Source organism: Pseudomonas sp. NGC7, assembly GCF_047159675.1.
Taxonomy (GTDB): domain Bacteria; phylum Pseudomonadota; class Gammaproteobacteria; order Pseudomonadales; family Pseudomonadaceae; genus Aquipseudomonas; species Aquipseudomonas kermanshahensis.
On record NZ_BAAFZY010000001.1, the window covers coordinates 2,399,099 to 2,420,939 of the forward strand.

Annotated in this window: 20 protein-coding genes and 1 rRNA gene; 12 read left to right on the top strand and 9 right to left on the bottom strand. The window is 62.2% G+C overall.

Translation table 11 applies throughout. The annotated features are described in order from the left end of the window. Positions 1-98: 98 nt before the first annotated feature. Positions 99-1,049, bottom strand: a complete 951-nt coding sequence (locus tag ACMCNM_RS10975) for a DMT family transporter (protein ID WP_412764337.1) — start codon at positions 1,047-1,049, stop codon at positions 99-101. A gap of 83 nt (positions 1,050-1,132) precedes the next feature. On the opposite strand from ACMCNM_RS10975, the gene ACMCNM_RS10980 reads away from it, so the two are divergent. Beyond that, positions 1,133-1,696, top strand: a complete 564-nt coding sequence (locus ACMCNM_RS10980; RefSeq protein ID WP_412764338.1) for a helix-turn-helix domain-containing protein — start codon at positions 1,133-1,135, stop codon at positions 1,694-1,696. A 25-nt stretch (positions 1,697-1,721) separates the two neighbouring features. Here the strand turns inward: ACMCNM_RS10980 and ACMCNM_RS10985 are convergent, their stop codons facing one another. Continuing rightward, positions 1,722-2,270: a cysteine hydrolase family protein gene (locus ACMCNM_RS10985; protein ID WP_186682175.1), complete on the bottom strand. Its 549-nt coding sequence runs from the start codon at positions 2,268-2,270 to the stop codon at positions 1,722-1,724. A gap of 82 nt (positions 2,271-2,352) precedes the next feature. Here ACMCNM_RS10985 and ACMCNM_RS10990 point away from each other — a divergent pair, with 82 nt between their 5' ends. Continuing rightward, positions 2,353-3,336, top strand: coding sequence for a GlxA family transcriptional regulator (locus ACMCNM_RS10990; protein WP_085274186.1), 984 nt, complete (start codon positions 2,353-2,355; stop codon positions 3,334-3,336). A gap of 107 nt (positions 3,337-3,443) precedes the next feature. Next, the gene (locus tag ACMCNM_RS10995; RefSeq protein ID WP_027596540.1) at positions 3,444-3,806 is read left to right on the top strand and encodes an antibiotic biosynthesis monooxygenase; all 363 of its coding nucleotides are present in this window, start codon (positions 3,444-3,446) and stop codon (positions 3,804-3,806) included. Here ACMCNM_RS10995 and ACMCNM_RS11000 read toward each other — a convergent pair. Together ACMCNM_RS11000 and ACMCNM_RS11005 are read right to left on the bottom strand one after the other, a co-directional pair. Then, a complete protein-coding gene (locus tag ACMCNM_RS11000) occupies positions 3,803-4,573 on the bottom strand; it encodes an alpha/beta hydrolase family protein (RefSeq protein ID WP_412764339.1) in 771 nt (256 codons plus the stop codon). The two genes, ACMCNM_RS10995 and ACMCNM_RS11000, sit on opposite strands and share 4 nt — an antisense overlap. After that, positions 4,557-5,669: a DUF3182 family protein gene (locus tag ACMCNM_RS11005; RefSeq protein WP_186703834.1), complete on the bottom strand. Its 1,113-nt coding sequence runs from the start codon at positions 5,667-5,669 to the stop codon at positions 4,557-4,559. The genes ACMCNM_RS11000 and ACMCNM_RS11005 overlap by 17 nt, the downstream gene beginning before the upstream one ends. A 227-nt stretch (positions 5,670-5,896) precedes the next feature. On the opposite strand from ACMCNM_RS11005, the gene ACMCNM_RS11010 reads away from it, so the two are divergent. Next, positions 5,897-7,705, top strand: a complete 1,809-nt coding sequence (locus ACMCNM_RS11010; protein WP_412764340.1) for an aminopeptidase P family protein — start codon at positions 5,897-5,899, stop codon at positions 7,703-7,705. A gap of 59 nt (positions 7,706-7,764) precedes the next feature. Here ACMCNM_RS11010 and ACMCNM_RS11015 read toward each other — a convergent pair whose 3' ends face one another. Next, positions 7,765-8,046, bottom strand: a complete 282-nt coding sequence (locus tag ACMCNM_RS11015) for a hypothetical protein (RefSeq protein WP_027596536.1) — start codon at positions 8,044-8,046, stop codon at positions 7,765-7,767. Between the two features lie 190 nt (positions 8,047-8,236). After that, on the bottom strand, positions 8,237-9,124 hold the full coding sequence (gene rhtA, locus ACMCNM_RS11020) for a threonine/homoserine exporter RhtA (RefSeq protein WP_412764341.1): 888 nt from the start codon (positions 9,122-9,124) through the stop codon (positions 8,237-8,239). Positions 9,125-9,625: 501 nt separating this feature from the next. Here rhtA and rrf point away from each other — a divergent pair. Both rrf and ACMCNM_RS11030 read left to right on the top strand, forming a co-directional pair. Further along, positions 9,626-9,741 (top strand): 5S ribosomal RNA (gene rrf / locus ACMCNM_RS11025). Between the two features lie 155 nt (positions 9,742-9,896). Beyond that, entirely contained in the window at positions 9,897-11,711 is a 1,815-nt protein-coding gene (locus ACMCNM_RS11030) for an ABC transporter ATP-binding protein/permease (RefSeq protein ID WP_412764342.1), read from the top strand. A 32-nt stretch (positions 11,712-11,743) separates the two neighbouring features. Here ACMCNM_RS11030 and ACMCNM_RS11035 read toward each other — a convergent pair whose 3' ends face one another. After that, positions 11,744-12,448 carry an SOS response-associated peptidase family protein gene (locus ACMCNM_RS11035; protein WP_412764343.1) on the bottom strand — a complete coding sequence of 235 codons (705 nt, stop codon included), beginning with the start codon at positions 12,446-12,448 and terminating at the stop codon, positions 11,744-11,746. A gap of 100 nt (positions 12,449-12,548) precedes the next feature. On the opposite strand from ACMCNM_RS11035, the gene ACMCNM_RS11040 reads away from it, so the two are divergent. Further along, positions 12,549-12,977 carry a LexA family protein gene (locus tag ACMCNM_RS11040; RefSeq protein ID WP_027593988.1) on the top strand — a complete coding sequence of 143 codons (429 nt, stop codon included), beginning with the start codon at positions 12,549-12,551 and terminating at the stop codon, positions 12,975-12,977. Positions 12,978-12,984: 7 nt separating this feature from the next. On the opposite strand, the gene ACMCNM_RS11045 is transcribed toward ACMCNM_RS11040, so the two are convergent. Beyond that, positions 12,985-14,187 (bottom strand): MFS transporter, encoded by a 1,203-nt coding sequence (locus ACMCNM_RS11045; protein ID WP_186683136.1) that lies wholly within the window; start codon positions 14,185-14,187, stop codon positions 12,985-12,987. Between the two features lie 135 nt (positions 14,188-14,322). Between ACMCNM_RS11045 and umuC the strand changes: the two genes are divergently transcribed. Further along, positions 14,323-15,597 (top strand): Y-family DNA polymerase, encoded by a 1,275-nt coding sequence (gene umuC / locus ACMCNM_RS11050; RefSeq protein ID WP_027593986.1) that lies wholly within the window; start codon positions 14,323-14,325, stop codon positions 15,595-15,597. 113 nt (positions 15,598-15,710) lie between these two features. Here the strand turns inward: umuC and ACMCNM_RS11055 are convergent, their stop codons facing one another. Beyond that, positions 15,711-16,994, bottom strand: coding sequence for an arsenic transporter (locus ACMCNM_RS11055; protein ID WP_027593985.1), 1,284 nt, complete (start codon positions 16,992-16,994; stop codon positions 15,711-15,713). Between the two features lie 240 nt (positions 16,995-17,234). Here ACMCNM_RS11055 and ACMCNM_RS11060 point away from each other — a divergent pair, with 240 nt between their 5' ends. From ACMCNM_RS11060 to ACMCNM_RS11075, 4 genes are all read left to right on the top strand, one after another. Continuing rightward, a complete protein-coding gene (locus ACMCNM_RS11060; RefSeq protein WP_412764344.1) occupies positions 17,235-19,475 on the top strand; it encodes a TonB-dependent siderophore receptor in 2,241 nt (746 codons plus the stop codon). A gap of 174 nt (positions 19,476-19,649) precedes the next feature. Beyond that, positions 19,650-19,937 carry an iron transporter gene (locus ACMCNM_RS11065; RefSeq protein ID WP_412764345.1) on the top strand — a complete coding sequence of 96 codons (288 nt, stop codon included), beginning with the start codon at positions 19,650-19,652 and terminating at the stop codon, positions 19,935-19,937. Continuing rightward, positions 19,934-21,454, top strand: a complete 1,521-nt coding sequence (locus ACMCNM_RS11070; protein ID WP_412764346.1) for a PepSY-associated TM helix domain-containing protein — start codon at positions 19,934-19,936, stop codon at positions 21,452-21,454. Before ACMCNM_RS11065 ends, ACMCNM_RS11070 begins: the two co-directional genes overlap by 4 nt. Beyond that, positions 21,451-21,783: a DUF3325 domain-containing protein gene (locus ACMCNM_RS11075; RefSeq protein WP_186683130.1), complete on the top strand. Its 333-nt coding sequence runs from the start codon at positions 21,451-21,453 to the stop codon at positions 21,781-21,783. The genes ACMCNM_RS11070 and ACMCNM_RS11075 overlap by 4 nt, the downstream gene beginning before the upstream one ends. Positions 21,784-21,841: the final 58 nt, after the last annotated feature.

Genomic DNA, 21,841 nt, shown 5'->3' on the forward strand with positions numbered 1-21,841 from the left:
TCACCAACACGCAAGCTGTCGCAGAATCGTACAAATACGGTGTTACAAGGTATTTTTTTATAACAGTTTTTTACAAAGCATAGCTGGAGTTGGCCGGTTTACAGGCCTGTTTGGTGCTCGGCTTCATCCTGCGCCTCGCGCGTTGTGGCGCTTTCGCGGGGGCGGCGCACCTTCAGTTCACTGAACACCACGGCGATCACGATCAGCAGCCCGCCAATCAACGCCACACCGGGCAGACGCTCGCCGGCGATGCGCCCAACGATCCCGGCCCACACAGGCTCGCCCGCATAGATCAGCGTGGCGCGGGTGGGTGAAACCGACTTTTGTGCCCAGTTCATGGCCAGCTGGATCACTGCGCTCATGGCGCCGAGCCCCACCGCACTCATCACCAACAGCCAGGAAAAGTCCGGTAGGCGCTCCTGGGTCGGCACGATCATCAGGAATGACAGCAACGACGCGGTGGCCAGCTGCACCACGGTCACGCGGCGCACATCGACCTGGCCGGCATAGCGGCTGATCAGGATGATCTCGCCGGCGATGGCGATGGCGCTTACCAGGGTCACCATCTCGCCTTCGCTGAAGTGCAAGCTGCCGCCTTCCGGCCCTGCCAGCAGCATCAGGCCAAGGAATGCCAGGCAGATGCCGAGGCTTGGCATCAGGCCGGGGCGACGGCCAAGCACCAGCCATTGCAACAACGGCACGAAGGGCACATACAGCGCGGTGATGAATGCGGACTGGCTGCTGCTGATGGTTTGCAGGCCCATGGTCTGCAAGCCGTAGCCGAGCATGATCGAGACGCCGATCAGTACGCCCGCCTTGAGTTCGGTAAAGGTCAGCCCCGACAGCGCGCGCGCCGAGATCGCGCCAACGAACAACGCCGCCGCAGCAAAGCGCAGGCCGACGAAGAACATCGGGCCGCTGACCGTCATCACGTTATGCACCAGCAAGAAGGTGCCACCCCACAGCATGGTGATGAATACCAGCATCAGTTCGGCTTTGCTCAGGCGCAAAGAAACGCGTGTATAGGGCTTGCAGGTGGGTTGGTTCATGGTCTTGCGCACTCGGAGGGGGCGGCGCACAATCTGCGCCAAGTGGGCAGTATACTGCGCAGTCACGATCAGCGAGCAATACAGTGCACAAAAATTCCACGCACCGGGCATCGGTGTTACAGCATGTTAGCCTCAACGTACGCAGCCTGCGTCACGCAGCGGGTATGAGCCAGTCTGCCTTGGCCGAGCGTTCTGGCGTCAGCCGACGAATGCTGGTGGCGATCGAGGCGGGTGAGAAGAATGTCAGCCTTACTACGCTCGATTTGATCGCCGAGGCCTTGGGGGTGGCGTTCAGTACGTTGATCCAGGCGCCCGAGCGGCGCGACCCCAGCCGCATCGACGAACTGGCCTGGGCCGGTGAGCATCCGCAAAGCAAGGCAGTGCTGCTGGGTAGCAGCATCGCCCGGCGTGAGGTCGAACTCTGGGAGTGGACCCTGGCACCGGGCGAGTGCTATGTCAGCGAGGCCGATGCCGATGGCTGGAGCGAGCAGATCTATGTGGCCGAAGGGCAGCTCACATTAGTCATCGAGCAGGCCGAGTATTGCCTGCAGGTTGGCCAGTTTCATGTCTTCCCCAGCAACTGCCGCTACGCCTACCGCAACGATGGCGCCGTGGCGGTGCGCTTTGTGCGAAATGTGGTGATCTGACACTCGCTTTAAAGGCAAGGCGCGATCATTTGCCGAGCAGCTCATCGGTCTTCACCACCTTGGCGTAGGCAAACGCCAGGGCCGCCATTGCCGAGTCGTGTACATGGGCCGCCGGCACCTGTTTGCCATCGAACTCCAGCGGCAAGGTGGCGCAGGCGTCGTGAGCCACAGTCACGTCATAGCCATAATCGGCGGCGGCGCGGGTCGCTGCATCGATGCACATGTGGCTCATGCTGCCGACGATGGTCAGTGCCTCGATCCCTTGCTGGTCCAGCGTGTGCTTGAGGTCGGTACCGAGAAACGCATTGACCTTGTGCTTGAGCACCACCGGCTCGCCCGCCTTGGGTTGCACCTTGGCGTGGATGGCCGCGCCGGGGGAGCCCGGTGCGAAGAACGGCGCATCGGCACTTTCGAACTCATGCCGCACATGCACCACCAGGTCGCCCCGCTCACGCGCGGCTGCCAACAGCCGGGCGGCGTTGTCGGCTGCCTGGTCTGCGCCGTCGAGGGCCCATTTGCCACCGGGGAAATAGTCGTTCTGGATGTCGATGATGATCAGTGCTTGCTTGCTCATGTTGCCTCCTGCGGCAGTGGTCGTTGGATGACGATAGTTATAGGCTGTGCGCTTCGACCTGAGGATTGGCACGACCGACACAATGAGGGCAAAAACTGACAACCCTGCGCGCCTGGACATCGGCCTGCTGCTTTATCCAGGGGCGCAGCGTGCGGCCGTGCATGGCCTGACCGACCTGTTCACGGTGGCCAACCGAGTTGCCGCCGAGTTGGGCGCTGTCGAGCTGCCGCAGATCCGCGTCAGCCACTGGCAGGTCGATGAAGCGGGGTTGTTGCAGTGGGTTGAGGATAGTGGCTCTGAGGCGGCCACGGCGCTGAGGGTGATGATCATTCCGCCAAGCCTGGACTCGGCGCCACACGCTGAGCTGCTTGCGCGCCATCGCCTGCCCTTGAATCAGCTCCATGGGCGCGGCACGGTGCTGGCGTCGGTGTGCATCGGCGTGTTTTTCATCGCGGCCAGTGGGCTGCTCGACGGGCGCCCGGCCTGTACCCATTGGAACTATGTGCAAGCGCTTGCACAGCGTTTTCCCCTGGTGCGGGTGGAGGCGAACCAGCCGCTGCTGGACGACGGTGACATCATGACGTCGGCCGGGCTGATGGCCTGGACCGAGCTGGGCTTGCGCCTGCTGGAGCGGTTTATGGGGGCGACGGTGGCGCGCGAGACGGCTCGCTACCTGGCTGTCGAGCCCGTGGCGGCGCCGTTGCCGGGGGCATTGTTCAACCCCCGCCTGGACCATGGCGATGAGGCAGTGCTCAAAGTGCAGCACTGGTTACAGGGCAATGGTGGACAGGATGCCGACCTGGCCGCCATGGCCGCTTGTGCAGGCCTTGAGGAGCGGACCTTTCTGCGGCGCTTTCGGGCTGCCACCGGTTTACGCCCGACCGAGTATTGCCAGCAAGTACGGGTTGGGCGCGCCTGTCGGTTGCTGGAATTTACCCGGCGCAATGTCGAACAAATCGCCTGGGGTGTGGGTTATCAGGACCCCGGCGCTTTTCGCAAAGTGTTTCAGCGCATCACCGGTTTGACGCCCAGTGAATATCGACGACGCTTTGCGGTTTCAGGTTGAACCAGCGACCGCTCGTGCGGCAGCAAAAAACACTTGACCTTGACTTAACTTGAGGTTTTACCCTGCTCACCATCACGCCATTGGCGTCCGGAGCAAGGAGACTTTTCATGACGGCAACGCCTCATTCTCTGTGGTTTACCCAGATGATCGAATACGAAGTGCCTGCGCTGCAGCAAGTGGCGTTGGCCCAGGCCCTGGTGGTGCGCAGCGAAGCGTTGGCCGCAGGTTGTGAGGGCTTGCAGGGCGTGAGCATCCAGGCCAGTGACGATGGCAGCCGGGTTCTCCAGTACCTGCAGTGGCAATCGCGCCAGGCATGGGCGGCGGCCGCCGACCATTTCGTTGAAGAACCCTTTCTCGACCTGCTGTGCCAGCATCAGGCGCGGGGCGTCAACTTCGCGGCCTACCAGACATTGCGCAGCCTGGTCCGCAATGCCGACGGTGGCCTGCACTGCCAGGTCGGTGAGCCTTAGGCATACCAGGGCGCGTAGTGTGGGTAGCGGTCCAGGCGTGCGCCAATGACCATCTCGCTGACCCATGACGTGAGGATCGAGCTGTAGGCTTTCTGGCTTGCTTCGCTGGACAAAGCGTGGTCGGCACCGTCGACGATGCGGTGGGTCAGCGAATGGGCGCTGATGAATGCCGAGCGGTAGCTCATCAGTGTGCTGTGGGGTACATAGTCATCATGCTCGGACTCCACCAGTAACACATCGCCGCCGAATTCGGCGCACGCGGCCAGTGCGCGATTGTCCGCCGGGCCAAGCTGGCGCTGGCGGTAGGCGTTCAGCCGCTGCCGATCAAGGGTTTGCTTGGGGGTGTCCCACTCATCGTCCCAGTACAGGGCAGGCACCCGCATTGCCAGCCACCGTACTGGGCGCAACCGCGTCAACAGGGTGGCCAGGTAACCGCCATAGCTGCTGCCAATGATGGCGATGGAATTGCTGTCCACGCTGGGGTGACTGACCAGGCGGTCGTAGGCTGCCAGCAGGTCGTTGAGGTTCTGTTCGCGGCTGACGGTCAGGCGTTGGCTTTCGGTCTTTTCGTGCCCGCGCAAGTCGAAGGTCATGCACACGCACCCCAGCCCGGTAATGTGTCGGGCGCGGGCCAGGTCGCGTTGCTGGCTACCGCCCCAGCCGTGGACGAAGAGTATGCCGGGCATCTTGCTGCCAGGGCTGACCAGGGTGCCGACGATGCTGTCATTCTCGACGTGCAGCTCAATGGTCTCACTCTGAATGCTCATGTTCGCGAATCCGCGCAAATTTGCTGAGTTGTCCGAGTTCACTGTCGATTCCTTGGTAGAAGAGCGTGGCGTCAGTGGGCAGGTCGGGCGTGCCGAACACTTCATGGGTCGAAGCACGCACCCGCTGCAGTGTCGGCTCAGCAGCGAAGGCCTGCAGGGCCAGCAGTTCTGCACTGCTGGCACCGCCCAGACGCCAGGATTGTTCAAGCACGCCGCTGCGTACATGGCCTTGGGCGTTGGTGCCGCGGGCAATGTCGTAGTTACGTCTTGACGCCACGAAGCCTGGGAAGTGCTGCTCCGCGGCACGTTCGTAGACCATGGCCTGGTTGATCGCCAGGCGCAGGTGGTCTTCCAACGGCAGCTGTAGCAACGCCTGGTAGTCACCGCGCACCACGAGTAGATCAGAGCCGCCATAGACCTCTGTGCCTTGGTGGTCGTGCGTCAGTTGCTGAGTGCCGTGGTAGCTACAGGTCAGGCCGGCGACACGCACTTGGCCAACACTGAAGGTCTGCACCTCGCTCAGGTCTTCTTCGAGCACTAACCCCCAGACGGCCAGGTCTTGGTCGTCCATGTCGGCCAGTAACGGCTCCAGCGCATCCAGTGTGTCGATGACCTGCTGCCCCCGCCCGGCACAGGCCAGTACTGGCTTGATCCGTAGCGGGCCATCAAGCAGGAGCAAGCGTGCGGCATTGCGAGCGTCGGCCTTGCTGAATACGGTATAGCCACGCAACAGCGCATCACTGGCCTGAAGGGCGAAGGCGTCGGTCCAGCCTGGGGGGAAGCTGGCGGCGGCCGGCAGCGGGTGGGAAATCGCCTTGGTCGCCATATAAGGAAAAGCGACCAGCCCGCCGAACAGGTCCTGTTCGGTGCGGATACCCAAGGCTGCCTGGCGCTGCGGGTCGATCAGCGTTTCGGTCGGCAGGTAGTAGTAGCGGTCGCTGGGCGTGGAGGGCGGGTCGAGATACACGTGTGCGCAACCCAACAGTTGCGCCAGGCCATCGGCAAGCTTGAGGTGTACAGCATGTTCATGGTCAGGCGTGTGCTGGCGGGTGTCGAGCAGCACAACGGCGGTTTTCGCGTCACCGGCAGCGGGCATAGGGGTTGGCCTGTCTGCAATGAATGTACTTGGTGTGAAGCCGGCGCTTTTGGGAAGTTCAGCAGGATGTGATCGGTGGTCCTGGTTCTGCTGTAGGAAATGTCCTGATTGCTGAGGGCGTGATGGGCAATGCATGCCGCAGGCCGGTCGCAGTGATTGCAGGGTAGGGGTGGCTGTACCATTATCGATGGTCTGAAATCAGTAGAGATGTTTTCGCAGGAGTGCGCATGAACGTTCAGACCACGATAGAGCAAGCTGTGCCGGAGCGCCTGGCGCGGGTGCGTCAGGCCATGGCCGCAGAGGGGGTCGATGCGCTGCTGGTGCCCTCGGCCGACCCTCATCTTTCCGAGTACCTGCCTGGTTTCTGGCAGGGGCGTCAATGGCTGTCCGGTTTCCAAGGGTCGGTCGGCACGCTGGTGGTCACGGCGGGGTTTGCCGGGCTCTGGGTTGACAGCCGCTATTGGGAGCAGGCCGAGCACGAGCTGGCAGGCAGCGGCATCGAGTTGATGAAGCTGCTGCCAGGCAAGCCGGGCGCGCTGGAATGGCTGGGTGAGCATGTCGAGCCACAGGGTGTCGTGGCAGTGGACGGTGCTGTCATGGCCTTGGCGTCGGCGCGTTTGCTGAGCGAGCGTCTGAAGGCCCGGGATGTGCGGCTGGTCACGGACAAGGACGTGCTTGGCAAGGTTTGGGAGGGGCGCCCGTCGCTGCCGAGCAACCCGGTCTACCAACACTTGCCGCCGCATGCCTCGCAGAACCGGGCAGACAAACTCGCTCAGTTGCGTGAGACCTTGAAGGCCAAGGGCGCTGACTGGCATTTCATCGCCACCCTGGATGATATCGCCTGGCTCTTCAATCTGCGTGGCAGCGATGTGTCCTACAACCCAGTCTTTGTTTCCTTTGCCCTGATCAGTCAGCAGCAGGCGACGGTGTTCGTGGGCCAGGACAAGGTCGATGAGCATCTGCGCCAAGTGTTGGCGGTTGATGGCATTGAGGTGCGTGACTATGCCGAAATCGGTAAGGCCCTGGGCGCCGTGCCTTCAGGCAGTCGCCTGTTGCTCGACCCGGCGCGGGTCACCTGCGGTTTGCTGGAAAACCTGGCCTCAGGCGTTGAGCTGGTCGAGGGGGTCAACCCCACCACGCTGAGCAAGTCGTGCAAGGGTGAGGATGATCTTGTGCATATTCGCCGGGCCATGGAGCAGGACGGCGCCGCCTTGTGCGAGTTTTTCGCCTGGTTCGAGGCGTCTCTGGGCCATGAGGTCATTACCGAGCTGACGGTCGATGAGCGATTGAGCGCCGCCCGTGCTCGCCGTCCAGACTTCGTGTCGTTGAGTTTCTCGACCATTGCCGCCTTTAATGGCAATGGTGCGATGCCTCATTACCGCGCCACCGAGCAATCGCATGCCATCATCGAAGGTGACGGTTTGCTGCTGATCGATTCCGGGGGGCAGTACCTGGGGGGGACTACCGACATTACCCGGATGGTGCCGGTGGGTAACCCTACGCTTGAGCAGAAGCAGGATTGCACGCGTGTGCTCAAGGGCATGATTGCGCTATCGCGCGCCACCTTCCCCCGCGGGATCCTCTCGCCGCTGCTCGATGCCATTGCCCGGGCACCGATCTGGGCCGATCAGGTGGACTATGGCCACGGTACCGGCCATGGCGTGGGTTACTTCATGAACGTCCACGAAGGGCCGCAGGTGATTGCCTATCAGGCGGCGCCTACGCCACAGACGGCCATGCAGGCGGGCATGATCAGTTCGATCGAGCCGGGTACTTACCGGCCGCGTGAGTGGGGCGTACGCATTGAGAACCTGGTGGTTAGCCGGGAAGCGGGCAAGAGTGTGTTCGGCGATTTCCTGAACTTCGAGACCTTGACGCTGTGCCCGATCGACACGCGCTGCCTGTTGCCCGAGCTGCTTGCCAAGGAAGAGTTGGCGTGGCTGAACCGTTACCACGCGACGGTGCATGAGCGTCTTGCGCCGCTGTTGAAGGGCGAGGCCCTGGCATGGCTGCAGGCGCGTACCGCGCCGCTGTGATGGCAAATAAACAAGGGGCAGCGCTCGCGCTGCCCTTTGAACTCAATGCCTGGTGGTCATCACTTGCAGATGACGATCATGCTGCGGCTGGTATAGCCAGCTGGATTGATACCGAACAGGTAATCGCCTTGCTCTTCGTCGGTATCGCCGGAGCGAGCAATGACTTTGTAACCGCGGGTGCTGCAGGAGGTGGCGGCCTTGCTGTAGCAGTTATCCCACGATGAGGAGAGGCCGGAGCAATTGATATGCAGGCCTTTCTTCCCCTTTTTGACCTCAGTCTTGGCCGTGGCGGCACATCCAGCAATAGCCAAAATGGCCAGAATGAGCAAAATACGTTTCATTCCCTTCCTTAAATGCAGGGCGGATCATTTGTCGGGCCCTGTCGTTGTCGCTGCTGTCTTCCTGAAAATCCCCAGCGTCCGTCTTCGGTCCACCAGATCGCGTAAAGTGATTGATTCTGTGTGACAGCTTAATCAGCGAGACGGGCCGCTACAATCACTAATCCCGTCTTAAATGAAAATAGTTCTCATATCAGTCGGCGGCGACGGGTGGGGTTGGCGTCTGGCGCATCGACAACGTGGTGCCTACCGACGCGACGATGATGGCGAGAATCGCGAGCCATTGGGTGGTGCTCAGCACCTCGCCGAGGAACAGAAGGCCTGAAAGTGTGCCAAACGCCGGCTCGATGCTCATCAAGGTGCCGAACGTTCGCGCAGGCATGCGGGTCAGGGCAACCATTTCCAGGCTATAGGGCAGGGCGGTGGACAGTATCGCGACACCCAGTGCCATCGGGATGACCGCTGGGGTGAGCAGTGCGCTGCCGGCATGAATTACCCCGATGGGGGCAACGAACAGGGCGGCGACCACGACGCCGAGGGCGGCGCTCTGGATGCCGTGCTCGGCACCGGCGCGTTGCCCGAACAGAATATAAAGCGCCCAGCACACCCCTGCACCCAAGGCATACGCAGCGCCTACCGGGTCCAAAGCCTGGCCGCCATCGCCTGCGGGCAGCAACAGTAGAAGCCCGGCGATCGCCATCGCGATCCAGAGAAAGTCGATAGGGCGGCGCGAGGAGAAGATCGCCACCGCCAGTGGCCCCGTGAACTCCAGTGCCACGGCGATACCGATAGGTACTGTTTGTAGCGCCATATAGAAGAGGAAGTTCATGCCCCCAAGTGCCATGCCATAGATGATGACATTGCGCAGAGTGGTGGCGGTCATGCGGACGCGCCATGGGCGTAATATGAGCAGCATGATGATGCTGGCGAAGATCAGGCGCAGGGCTGTGGTGCCTTGGGCGCCGATGATGGGGAACATGCTTTTGGCCAGTGAGGCACCGGACTGAATGGATGCCATGGCGATCAGCAGCAGGCCGATAGGGAAGAGAGTAGCGGCCAGGCTGCGGGGTTGGGTGTTCATCTCTGCGCGGCGATCCTTGGGCGGGTAGGGGTGTGCACTATAGTGCGCACTTACGTGGGCAGAGGGCAAGATGTCACGCTTTTGAAATTAAAGGTTGACGGGGTTTCGAATCCGCTTATAATGCGCCCCACTTCCAGCGTGATTGGTACGAGAAACTCCTTGAGTATCAACGAGTTAATCGATACAATCAGTGTTGTAAGGGCTTCGATCGAAAGATCGTCAGCGGTTGAAAAGGTGGTTGACAGCGCTTCTAAACGCTGTATGATTCGCCTCCCGCTACGAGAGATCGCAGCGAGCCAAGTGTTTGAAGCTAAACGAGTTTCTCGCAGGCGTTGAGCTAACCAATACTAATTGCCCGTGAGGCTTGACCATATAACACCCAAGCAATTTGCTAGCGCAGATTGCGGTGGTGAAGACGAAACAACCGAAAGTTCGTAACCACATATATCGCATATCCGAATTCGCTGGGCTGTCCATCTGGACATTCTGGCTACAGAATTTCTTGACGACCATAGAGCATTGGAACCACCTGATCCCATCCCGAACTCAGTAGTGAAACGATGCATCGCCGATGGTAGTGTGGGGTTTCCCCATGTGAGAGTAGGTCATCGTCAAGATTCATTTCGCAAAACCCCTATCTGCGCGAGCAGGTAGGGGTTTTGTCTTTTCCGGCCGTCAACACTGGCCGTGATGATGAAACATGCGTCATCCATGCCTGATAAAACCTGAGGTAATGCTACCCTCGCGGAAATACTCAGCATGGATACCCATCATGGAAATGAACTGGCACCAGGCCTTGCAAGAGAGCTTGAGCTGGCTGGCAATCGCCTCGTTCATCACCCTGGTCTGCTTCACCGCAGCGGCGACACTCGCAGTGCGCTTCACACGCTGGGGCAGCCAATTCTGGCAGCTCGCCGGGTCTTATTTCAGCTTCAGGCGCAGCTGGCGGCCGCTGTTGGTGTTTGCCCTGTTATTGGTGATGACACTGTTCTCGGTGCGCTTGAACGTGCTGTTTTCGTTCTGGTACAACGGTTTCTACAGCGCCCTGCAAGGCCTGGATCAGAGCGCCTTCTGGTACCTGCTAGGCGTATTTGCGGTGCTCGCCACCATCCACGTGCTGCGCTCGCTGTTCACGTTCTACGTGACCCAGGCCTTCAGCATTCACTGGCGAGTCTGGCTCACCAAGCGCCTGACGCGCGACTGGATGCACGGCGATGCTTACTACCGCGGCCAGTTCCTCGCCGAGCCCGTAGACAACCCCGACCAGCGTATCGAGCTGGACGTCAATGCTTTCGTCACCAACTCCGTGTCGCTTGCCCTGGGCGCAGTCAGTGCGCTGGTGTCGTTGGTGGCATTCACGGGCATCCTCTGGGGCTTGTCGGCACCGCTGGCAGTGGCCGGGTTCGAGGTCCCACGGGCGATGGTCTTTGCCGTGTACCTGTACGTGATCGTTGCCACTTGGATTGCCTTTCGCCTTGGGCGCCCGTTGATTCGTCTGAACTTCCTCAACGAGAAACTCACCGCTAACTTCCGTTACGCGCTGATGCGCCTGCGTGAAAATGCCGAGAACATCGCCTTCTATCAAGGCGCACAGGTAGAGCGGGGCACATTGTTGGGCCGCTTTGGCGCATTGATTGTCAACGCTTGGGCATTGGTCTTCCGAAACTTGAAGTTCAGCGGCTTCAACCTGGGTATCAGCCAGGTTGCCGTGGTGTTTCCCTTCATTCTTCAGGCGCCGCGTTTCTTCAGTGGCGCTATCAAGCTTGGCGACGTAATGCAGACCTCACAGGCCTTTGGCCAGGTGCAGGATTCGTTGTCGTTCTTCCGCGAATCCTACGACGCATTCGCCCAGTACCGCGCCACCCTCGATCGTTTGACAGGCTTTCTCGATGCCAATGAACAGGCCAGTTCGCTGCCGCGCGTCACTACCGAGGAACAGGCGCATGCCCTGGATATTGCCGGTTTGCAGGTATTGCGCCCCGATGGCCATCCCCTAATTGCCGGCCTCAATCTGAGTCTGCGCGCTGGCCAGGCGCTGTTGATCAAAGGGCCTTCAGGGAGTGGTAAAACCACCTTGTTGCGTGCACTGGCTGGGCTCTGGCCTTACGCTGAGGGTGAGGTCAGGCGCCCCGTGGGGCACCGGGCGTTGTTCCTGTCTCAGCGCCCGTACCTGCCGCTAGGCGACCTGCGCACCGTTATCGCCTACCCATCGGCCAGCGCAGCCGAGCATGAAGTGCGCATGCAGCAAGCCCTGCGCCAGGTCAACCTGGCCCACCTTGTCGAACGCCTGGACGTCAGTTGCGACTGGTCGCACATCCTCTCGGTGGGTGAGCAACAGCGCTTGGCGTTTGCCCGGGTGCTGTTCAACCAGCCCCAAGTAGTGTTTCTCGACGAGTCCACCTCGGCCATGGACGAAGGGCTGGAGCATACGTTGTATGGGCTACTGCGCAGCGAGATGCCGCAGGCCCTGTTGGTGAGTGTTGGCCACCGCAGTACGTTGGCGGCGTTCCACACACATCGGCTCGAGGTGGATGGGCATGGGGGCTGGTCGGTCATGGAGCAGCAACCGGCGCACGTTCCGGTTTAGCGGAGGGGTAGGAGGGTAATGACAGCGCAGCGTCAGGGTTGATGCTCGGCATCCTGCATCACGATCAACTCGGCCCCGTCGTTGCGCACATTTCCGACAGCCTTGCTCACCGGGAACCACTCGAACGCCTCGACCGGCAGGCACCGCTCTCGTGCCAGGCGCTCGGCCTCCTCGGCGGGTACGTCAGCGTCAATCCACATGCGCGCATCCGCCGGCTCAAGCACCAGAGGCCGGCGGTCATGGATGTCGACCATGCCCTCGTCACTGGCGGCGGTGATGATCACGAAGCCATCGCCTTCGTTAGGCGCCATCCCCGTGTGCACTTCGGCCAACGCGGCCATGAACATCGGTGCCTGGCTTTTCAGGCGGATGTAGTACGGCTGCTTGCGTTTGGCGTCATGCGGGTCGGCCACCCATTCGTACCAACCATCCGCCATCACCAACGCCCGCCCCTGCGGCCACAGGGCTTTGAAAAACTTGCCCGTGGTAACCGTCTCTACCCGGGCATTGATTGGGGCGGGGCGTTTGCCGGTGGCCCAGAACGGTGCCCAGCCCCAGTGGCAGGGGTCGACGCGCAGCCCGTCCTCGGCACGGTGCAGGATCAGCACCCGGCTGCCGGGGGCGACGTTGTAGCGACCGATCGGCAGGTTGTCATAGCCGCTGATCACGTCCTGTTCGGCGTTCAGTTCACGCAGGTAATCGGCCAAGCCTTGAGACTGGGCGAAGCGTCCACACATGGCATGTACCCCCACTTGTCGAAATGTCCTACGCCGAAATTGACCTGATGCTCGGTAGATCGATACTGTATCTATATACAGTTAAATTCAAGGCCGTGCCATGACTTCCATCCTGGGTCCCATCACCTGCGGTAGCGGTGCTGTTTCGCGTTATCTGTTCCGCATCCCCGCTGGCTTTCCGTCGCCGGCGGCGGACCACATGGAGCAGCCCATCTCGCTCGATGAACTGTTCAACCTGCGTGCCCCGCATATGTATCTGGTCAGGATAGACGGCGACAGCATGCAGGGCGCCGGGATCTTCGACGGCGACCTGGTGCTGGTCGACCGCTCTCTCGAAGCGCGGCATGGCCAGATCGTGATCGCAGCGGTCAATGGCGAACCGCTGTGCAAGCGGCTGCATAAGGTGGGTGGGCAGGTGGTGCTGCGCTCGGAGAACCCGCGTTACCCCCCACGTTACATCCTTGAAGGCGATGAGTTGACGATCTGGGGTGTAGTGACCTTCAGCGTGCGCAGCCACGATCCGAAATAGCGGCCGTTCAGCGCAGCAAGCCAACCCCAGTCAGGGTAATCCCAGCGAACACTGCGCCCAGCAGAAAGGTGGCCTGGAACCCGACCCCATCCCACATCAGCCCGGCCACCACGCTGGCGACCAGCAGCGCAACGCCGGTCAGCAGGTGGAACAGGCCGAACGCGGTACCGCGCAGGTTGGCCGGGGCGCTGTCGGCGATCAGCGCGGCAAAGACGCCTTGGGTGAAACCCAGGTGCAGCCCCCAGGCCACTACCCCCAGCGCCAGCCCGGCCCAGCCGGGCCAAAACGCCAGCATCACGTCAGCCAGCAGCAGTAGCCCCAGCCCTGCCATCAATACACCACGGCGGCCAAGCCTGTCCGACAGCACTCCGGCGGGGTAGGCCGACAGCGAATAGGCCAAGGCCATTACCACCAGAACCGCCGGTGCCCATAACGCGGCCAGGCCCATGTCCTGGGCGCGCAGCAACAAAAAGGCCTCACTGAAGCGTGCCAAGGTAAACACCATGGCCAATGCGATCAGTCGCCAGTAGCCGGCGCCAAGCCGCCTCAGTTGGTGCAGGGCCAGCGGCGAACGTACCGGTCGCGACGTGGCCGTGGCCTCGGGCTCGTGCACGAACACCACAAGCGTGCCGACCGCCACAAGCGCAGGGATCACCGCCACCCAGAACACCGTCTGGAAATGACTGGCCGTGAGCCACATCAGCAAGATCGCCAGCAACGGCCCAAGGAAGGCGCCGACAGTGTCCAGTGCCTGGCGCAGGCCGAAGGCGGCGCCGCGCAATTCGGGGGGCGTCACGTCGGCCACCAATGCATCCCGCGGCGCCCCGCGGATGCCCTTGCCGATACGGTCGACAAAGCGTGCCGCGATCAACCAGTCTAGGCCCGAAGCCAAGGGGAACACGGGCTTGGTCAGCGCGCCCAGGCCGTAGCCCACGACCGTAAGTAGCTTGCGCTTGCCCAGCCGGTCGCTCAGTGCGCCGGAAAACACCTTGGTGATCGATGCGGTCGCCTCGGCGATGCCTTCGATAAAGCCGACCGCCACCACCGAGGTGCCGAGCACGGTCACCATGTAAAGCGGCAGCAGGGCGTGGATCATCTCCGAGGAAATGTCCATGAACATCGACACGAAGCCCAGCGCCCAGACACTGCGCGGGATCTTTGGCAGGCCCTTGGCGGCAATCGTATGGCCGGTTTTTTCGGTGGTGCGCATTGGCCGTCTCGCGGGGGTTGCTACGTTCAGAACTGTAGGAGCCAGCGCGCAGGATGCAAATCGGATGAATGGAGGAGGCGATAGCGCGCTTATAAGGTGTACTGTATAAATATACAGTCAACGTAAGCCTTCCAGATGAACCCACAGCCCGTTTATGCCCTGATCGACTGCAACAGTTTCTACGCCAGCTGCGAGCGCGTGTTCCGCCCCGATCTGCTGCGCACGCCCATCGTCGTGCTCAGCAACAACGATGGGTGCATCATCGCCCGCAGTGCCGAGGCCAAGCAGTGGGTGAAGATGGGCCAGCCGTATTACCAGGTGAAGGACCTGTTGCGCCGCCATGGCGTGGTGGCTTTTTCATCCAACTATGCGTTGTACGGTGACATGAGCCAGCGGGTGATGGCGGTAATCGAAGGCATGGTCCCGGCACTGGAGGTGTATTCCATCGACGAAGCCTTCGCCGACCTGACCGGCGTACCCGGAGACCTCGACTACCTGGGCCGCTGCATACGCGAGCGGGTGCTCAAGCACACCGGCATCCCCGTCGGCGTCGGCATCGCGGGTACCAAGACCCTGGCCAAGCTGGCCAACCACGCGGCCAAACGCTGGGCCGTTCACAGCGGTGGGGTGGTCGACCTGCGCATCGGGTCGCAGGGTGAGTGGGTGCTGAAAAAGTGCGACGTGTCCGAGGTCTGGGGCATCGGCAAACGCCTCACCGCGCACCTGCAGGGCATGGGAATCCGCTCCGCCTGGGACTTGTCACGCGCCGATCCAGGCCTGCTGCGCAAGACCTTCAGCGTGGTGGTGGAAAAGACCGCCCGCGAACTGGCGGGCACGCCGTGCCTGCAACTGCAGGACATCGACCCGCCACGCCAGGAAATCTGTTGCAGCCGCATGTTCGGCAAGCGCCTGACCGAGCTGGCACCCATCAAGGAAGCCGTGGCCACCTACGTGATGCGCGCCTCGGAGAAGTTGCGTAGCCAGCGCTCCCTGGCGAGCAAGATGCGCGTCAGCATCCGTACCGGTATGTTCAACCCGGACGAGGCCAAGTACGCCAACGGCGTGGTGGTGCAGTTGCCGTATCCGACAGATGACGTGCGGCTGCTCACACGCATGGCCCTGGAGGCGGTGGGGCGTATCTATCGGCAGGGCTTTCGCTACAGCAAGGCAGAAGTGTTGTTGCTGGAGCTGTGCCAGCGTGGGCAATTCACCGGCGACTTGTTTGCCCCGTCGCAGACGGTACAGGCGGAGCGGGTAATGGGTGTGATCGACGGTGTCAACGCACGTTGGGGCAGGGGCACGCTACGCAGTGCAGCGGTACCGGCGGCAGCGGAATGGGCAATGCGGCGCGAGTTGATGAGCGCAGGCTTCACGACGCAGATGGCCGGGTTATGGCGGGTTAATCGCTGAGCACGGATTACAACGTACCTCCTGTAGGAGCGGGTTCACCCGCGAACCAGGGCGTAGCCCTGGCCAGGCACCCTGTCCAAATTATCGCAGGTCAACCCCATAGGCCTGGGCGCCTAGATACTCAACCGCACCGCCAAAGCCGCCAATGTCACCAGCAACACCGGCACCGTCAGCAACACCCCGACCTTGAAGTAATACCCCCAGCCGATGCTGACCCCTTTGCGCGCCAGCACATGCAGCCACAGCAGCGTGGCCAGGCTGCCAATCGGGGTGATCTTTGGCCCCAGGTCACAGCCAATGACGTTGGCGTAGATCATCGCTTCGCGCACCACGCCTTGGGCCTCGCTGGCATGGATCGACAGCGCACCGATCAGCACGCTGGGCAGGTTGTTCATCACCGACGACAACAGCGCGGCAATCAGCCCGGTACCGAGCGAAGCCGCCCATACCCCATGGCCGGCCAGCCAGTTCAGCACGCTGCCCAGCGAGTCGGTCAGGCCGGCATTGCGCAACCCGTAGACCACCAGGTACATCCCCAGCGAAAACACCACGATCTGCCACGGTGCTTCGCGCAGTACGCGGCGTGTGGAAATCACGTGACCACGGGCAGCGACCGCGAACAGTACGGCCGCGCAGGCCGCGGCCACGGCACTGACCGGAATACCCAACGGCTCGAGCACGAACAGGCTGGCCAGCAGCGCCAGCAGCACCACCCAACCGACACGAAACGTTGCGCGATCGCGGATGGCCATGGCTGGCAGCTTGAGCTCATCGGTGGCATAGCGCAGCGGGATGTCGCGGCCAAAGTAAACCCTCAGCACCAACAAGGTGGCTGCCACGGCCACCAGGTTCACCGGCACCATGACCGAGGCATAGGCGTTGAAACCCAGGCCGAAATAGTCCGCCGAGACAATGTTTACCAGGTTCGACACCACCAGTGGCAGGCTCGCAGTGTCGGCGATAAAGCCCGCACCCATTACGAAGGCCAGGGTGGCGGCTGGCGAGAAGCGCAGCGCCAGCAGCATCGACATGACGATGGGGGTAAGGATCAACGCCGCGCCGTCATTGGCGAACAGCGCCGAAACAGCGGCGCCCAGCAGCACCATGAAGGCGAACAGGCGGCGCCCGTCACCTCCCGCCCACCGCGCCACGTGCAGCGCCGCCCACTCGAAGAAGCCAGCTTCGTCCAGCAGCAGGCTGATGATGATGAGGGCGATGAACGTCGCCGTGGCGTTCCAGATGATGGCCCAGACCGTGGGGATGTCGTGCAGCGACACCACCCCGCACACCAGCGCGAGCACGGCGCCCAAGGTGGCGCTCCAGCCGACGCCCAGGCCTTTGGGCTGCCAGATAACCAGGGTCAGGGTGAACAGGAAAATCAACGCGGCTGGGAGCATGAACACAAGGTCTCGAAGGGCCAAAGAAGCCGCCACAGAGTAGGGCAAGCACGGGCGTTTCCGCAAAGTTCCGTTACAAACATGTAAGTTTCGTAAATAAGATTTAAACTCATTTGAGAATAACTATATTTACCACCCCTGTTGGCCTCCACTTTGTCGTTGCGAGGCCGGTGGGCGAGGGCTCGCCGGCTTCCTGGCAGGGATGTGCCTTTTCGCTCATGAATCGCAGGAGATGTACCGATGCAATCCAGACCTTCACCCAACAGCCTGGCCCTGGCGTTCGTTGCGTTGGCCTCGCCGGCCATGGTCGCGACTGCCGCCCAGGCCGACGAGCAGCGCGCCGGTGAAGTGCTGGAGGTGCCTGCTGCGCAAAGCGCGCTGGTCATTCAGGACACCCTGGTCACCGCCGAACGCGAAGCGCGGCAGGCACTGGGTTCGTCGATCATCACCGAAGAGGACATCAAGCGTCATCCCCCGGCCAATGACCTGTCCGAACTGATCCGCCGCGAACCTGGGGTCAACCTGACCGGCAACAGTGCCAGCGGTGCGCGCGGCAACAACCGGCAGATCGACCTGCGTGGCATGGGGCCGGAAAACACTTTGATCCTCATCGACGGCAAGCCTTCGAGCGCGCGCAATGCAGTGCGCTATGGCTGGAACGGCGACCGCGATACCCGTGGCGAAACCAACTGGGTGCCGGCCGAAGCGGTCGAGCGCATCGAGATCCTGCGGGGGCCGGCGGCGGCGCGTTACGGCTCTGGCGCCATGGGCGGGGTGGTCAACATCATCACCAAGCGCCCGACCGATGAGCTCAAAGGCAGCGTCAGCCTGTACACGCAGATGCCCGAAGACAGCGCCGAGGGGGCCAGCCGTCGTACCAACTTCAACTTGGGGGGCGGCCTCACCGAAAACTTGGGTTTCCGCCTATACGGTGGCCTGGCCAAGACCGACGCCGACGACCTGGACATCAACGCCAGCCATGCCAACAGTGCGCTGTCGGCCGGCCGCGAAGGCGTGCGCAACAAAGACATCAACGGGATGCTGAGCTGGAAACTCAACGACGAGCACCGCTTTGAAACCAGCGCCGGCTACAGCCGACAAGGCAACATTTATGCTGGCGACACCATGAACAGCAACGGCGGCAGCAATGTCGATCTGATCTCCAGCCTGTATGGCCACGAGACCAACGTGATGCAGCGCAACACCTACGACCTGACCCACCTGGGCGATTTCGCCTGGGGCACCAGCAAGACCACGCTGGCCTACGAGTACGTGCGCAACTGGCGCCTCAACGAAGGCCTGGCCGGGGGCCCGGAAGGCGCGATCAACGACAGCGGCGCCGCCATGTCGCGGCTGCGCAATACTCGTCTGAGCAGCGAAGTTAACCTGCCATTCGCCATGGGCAGCACCGAGCATGTACTGACCCTGGGTGGCGAATACCTGTACGAGTCGCTCAACGATCAGGGCTCGTTCCGCCCGCAGAGTTTTGACCCCAGTGGCGGTGGCGACGACGCGATCAGCGGCTTCGACCGCAGCAACTCGAAGATGACCGCCAAGAGCTACGCGCTGTTCGTCGAAGACAACATCATTGTCGGCGACACCACCGTCACCCCAGGCCTGCGCTTTGACCACCACGAGACCTTCGGCGATAACTTCAGCCCCAGCCTTAACCTGTCGCACAAGCTGACCGAGGCGCTGTCGGTCAAGGGCGGTATCGCCCGCGCCTACAAGGTGCCGAACCTGTACCAGTCCAACCCCAACTACCTGCTCTACAGCCGTGGTAACGGTTGCAGCGTGCAGCAGACCAACTCGGGTGGTTGCTACCTACAGGGCAACGCCGACCTCAAGCCTGAGATCAGCGTCAACAAAGAGATCGGCCTGTTGTACGACCGTGGCACTTGGCGCACCAGTGCGACCTACTTCCGCAACGATTACAAGAACAAGATCATCGGCGACACCGATGTGCTCTACACCATCAACAGCGGCCGCCGCGTGACGCAGTGGGAGAACGCCGGCGAAGCGCGCGTGGAAGGGATCGAGGGCAACTTCTTCATCGAGCTGAGCCCGACCCTGGACTGGAACACCAACCTGACCTGGATGCTCGACAATGACAACCGCGAGACGGGCGAGCCGCTGTCTGTGATCCCGGAGTACACGGTCAATACCACCCTCGATTGGCGCGCCACCGACAAACTGTCGTTCCAGGTGGCAGGCACTTACTTCGGCAAACAGAAGTCGCCGACCTACAACTACCGCACCCAGGAAAGCTACGACCAGGAGGCGCAGCAGGATGTCGAAGCCTACGGCCTGGTGGACGTGAGCACAGGGTACAAGTTCAACGCCAACTATGACGTGCGGGTGGGGGTGAACAACGTGTTCGATAAGCAGATCCTGCGCGGTGGCAATGCCAGCAGCTCGGGGGCCAACACATACAACCAGCCGGGTCGGGCGGTGTTTGCTTCGTTGAATATCACCTTCTGATCCCGGGGCCGCAGTGCGGCCCAATCCCCCTGTAGGAGCAGCCTTGTGCTGCGAAGAGGCCGGTATTAGCAGCGAAGACTCTCGGGCTATCACCGGCCTCTTCGCAGCACAAGGCTGCTCCTACAGGGCGATAGGGTTGCGCAGCACCCACCCAAGACCCTCGAGGAGCTTCCGATGATCCAAGCCCCCGCCTGGCTGCAGATCTTCTCCCGCAGCACCGCGGCGTTGCTGGGCGGTTACGCGTTCAGCTACGCCGCCAGTGCCTGCCTGGCCCGGTTGCTGCCGCTGTCGTCCGCCGACGCGGTCATTGTCGCGACCCTGCCAGCCTTCATCTTCTACACCGGCGCAATCCTCTGGGCCTTTGCCAGCCGTGATGCCCTGCGCGCCTGGGCGCCGCTGGTGCTTGCTGCACCGCTGGCACTGATCGGCTTCTGGCCGCAGGCACTGAGGTGGCTGGCATGAAGAATACCTTCACTCAATCGATGGCCTGGTTGCACACCTGGGCCGGGCTGATTTTCGGCTGGCTGCTGTTTGCCATCTTCGTCACCGGCACCCTGGCGGTGTTCGACAAGGAGCTCGATCACTGGATGCAGCCGGAGGTCCCGGCAACCGAGGTGTCCCAGGCCGACGCCGCGCGGCGGGCCGTTGCCTATCTGCAAGCCCACGAACCGAAGGCCGGCAACTGGGGCATCAGCCTGCCCACCGAGCGTTCGCCCGGGTTGCGGGTATCAACCGGCGAGCGTCGCCATGGCGGTGGCGTGCAGCTCGACCCGCGTACCGGCGAGGCCATCGAGGTGCGTGACAGTATTGGCGGCAACTTCTTTTTCCGCTTCCATTTCACCCTCGACTTGCCGCGCAACTGGGGCATCTTCGTGGTCGGTGCGCTGGCGTTGGTGATGCTGGCGGCACTGGTCACGGGCATCGTGATCCACAAGAAGATCTTCAAAGAGTTCTTCACCTTCCGGCCCAACAAGGGCCAGCGCTCATGGCTGGACTTTCACAATGCCAGCGCCGTGCTGTTGCTGCCGTTCCACCTGATGATCACCTACACCGGGTTGGTGATCTTCATGCTCATCTACATCCCGGCAGGGGTTGATGCATTGTTCGAAGGCAACAGTCGCGCGTATTTCCAGGCGCAGGGCAATGCCCGCCTGGAGCAGCCACGGCAACTGGCCAGGCAGCCGGGCGAGCTGGTCGATGTGGCGCCGTTGCTGGCCCAGGCTGAGGCGCGGCTGGGGCCGATTGGCGGTTTGAACATCCGCAACCCCAACACCGCAGGCGCGCGTATTGAAATCCGCCCTGAGCTAGGCAACCGGATCGCCCTCGCCAAAGGCCAGGCGATGGTCTTCGATGGCGTCAGCGGCGAGCTGCTTAGCGATGTGCCTGAGTGGCGTGCGGCCCCGCTGACCCAGCGGGTGATGGTCGGTTTGCACTTTGCCCAGTTCGGCGGCTACCCGATGCGTTGGCTGTACTTCATTTGCGGGGTGGTCAGTTGCGTAATGATCGCCAGTGGGCTGGTGCTGTTCTGCGTCAAGCGTGGGCGCAAATATACCAGCGCCACGGCGCAGCCTTCGGCGCGGCGCTGGTACCGGGTAGCCGAAGTGTGCAATGTCGGCTTCGTCAGCGGGTTGTTACTGGCCTGCGTGGCCCTGCTGTGGGCCAGCCGCTTGTTGCCGGTTGAGCTCGTGCAACGGGAAAGCTGGGAGGTGCGCGCGTTCTTTGGCACGTGGCTGCTGGCGCTGCTGCACGCGGGGGTGAGGCCGGCACGGCGCGCCTGGGTCGAGCAATTGCTGTTGGTGGCGCTGCTGTGCATCAGCTTGGCCGCGTTGGGTGGCATGGCTGATGCGATGCGCCTGGGTGTGGTGGCGTGTGCGATGGTGTTGGGCGTGTTGCTGGGGCTGGTGGCTTGGCGGGTACGTCAGGCTGCGTCGGCGCCGCAGAAGACCAGGGCAGGGCGAAGCGTGGAGGCGGGCGCATGATGATGTGGGTTACAGGCGGTATGTTGTTTGCCTACGTCGGGATGCTCGGGTTGTGCCAGGGCTTGGAGCGGCATTACAAGCATGTTTGGAATCGGCCCTGCCCACGTGGCCTACGCCTGGGGTTGCGAGGGGCAGGGTGGCTGGCGCTGCTGGTCAGCCTGCTGCTGTGCGCCCAGGCCTGGGGTTGGGCCATGGGGCCGGTGGCGTGGTTCGGGGCGCTGTCGCTGGCAGGGATGCTGCTGGTGATGCTATTGCCCTACTGGCCGCGGCTGGCCGTCGGCTTGTCGGCGGCAGTGCCGGTGTGGGGTGTGATGTTGCTGCTGGCTTGATCTGCACAGGCCAGGCGCATTTCGTCGCGCAAAAAAAGTGACGGCATGCTAAACCATC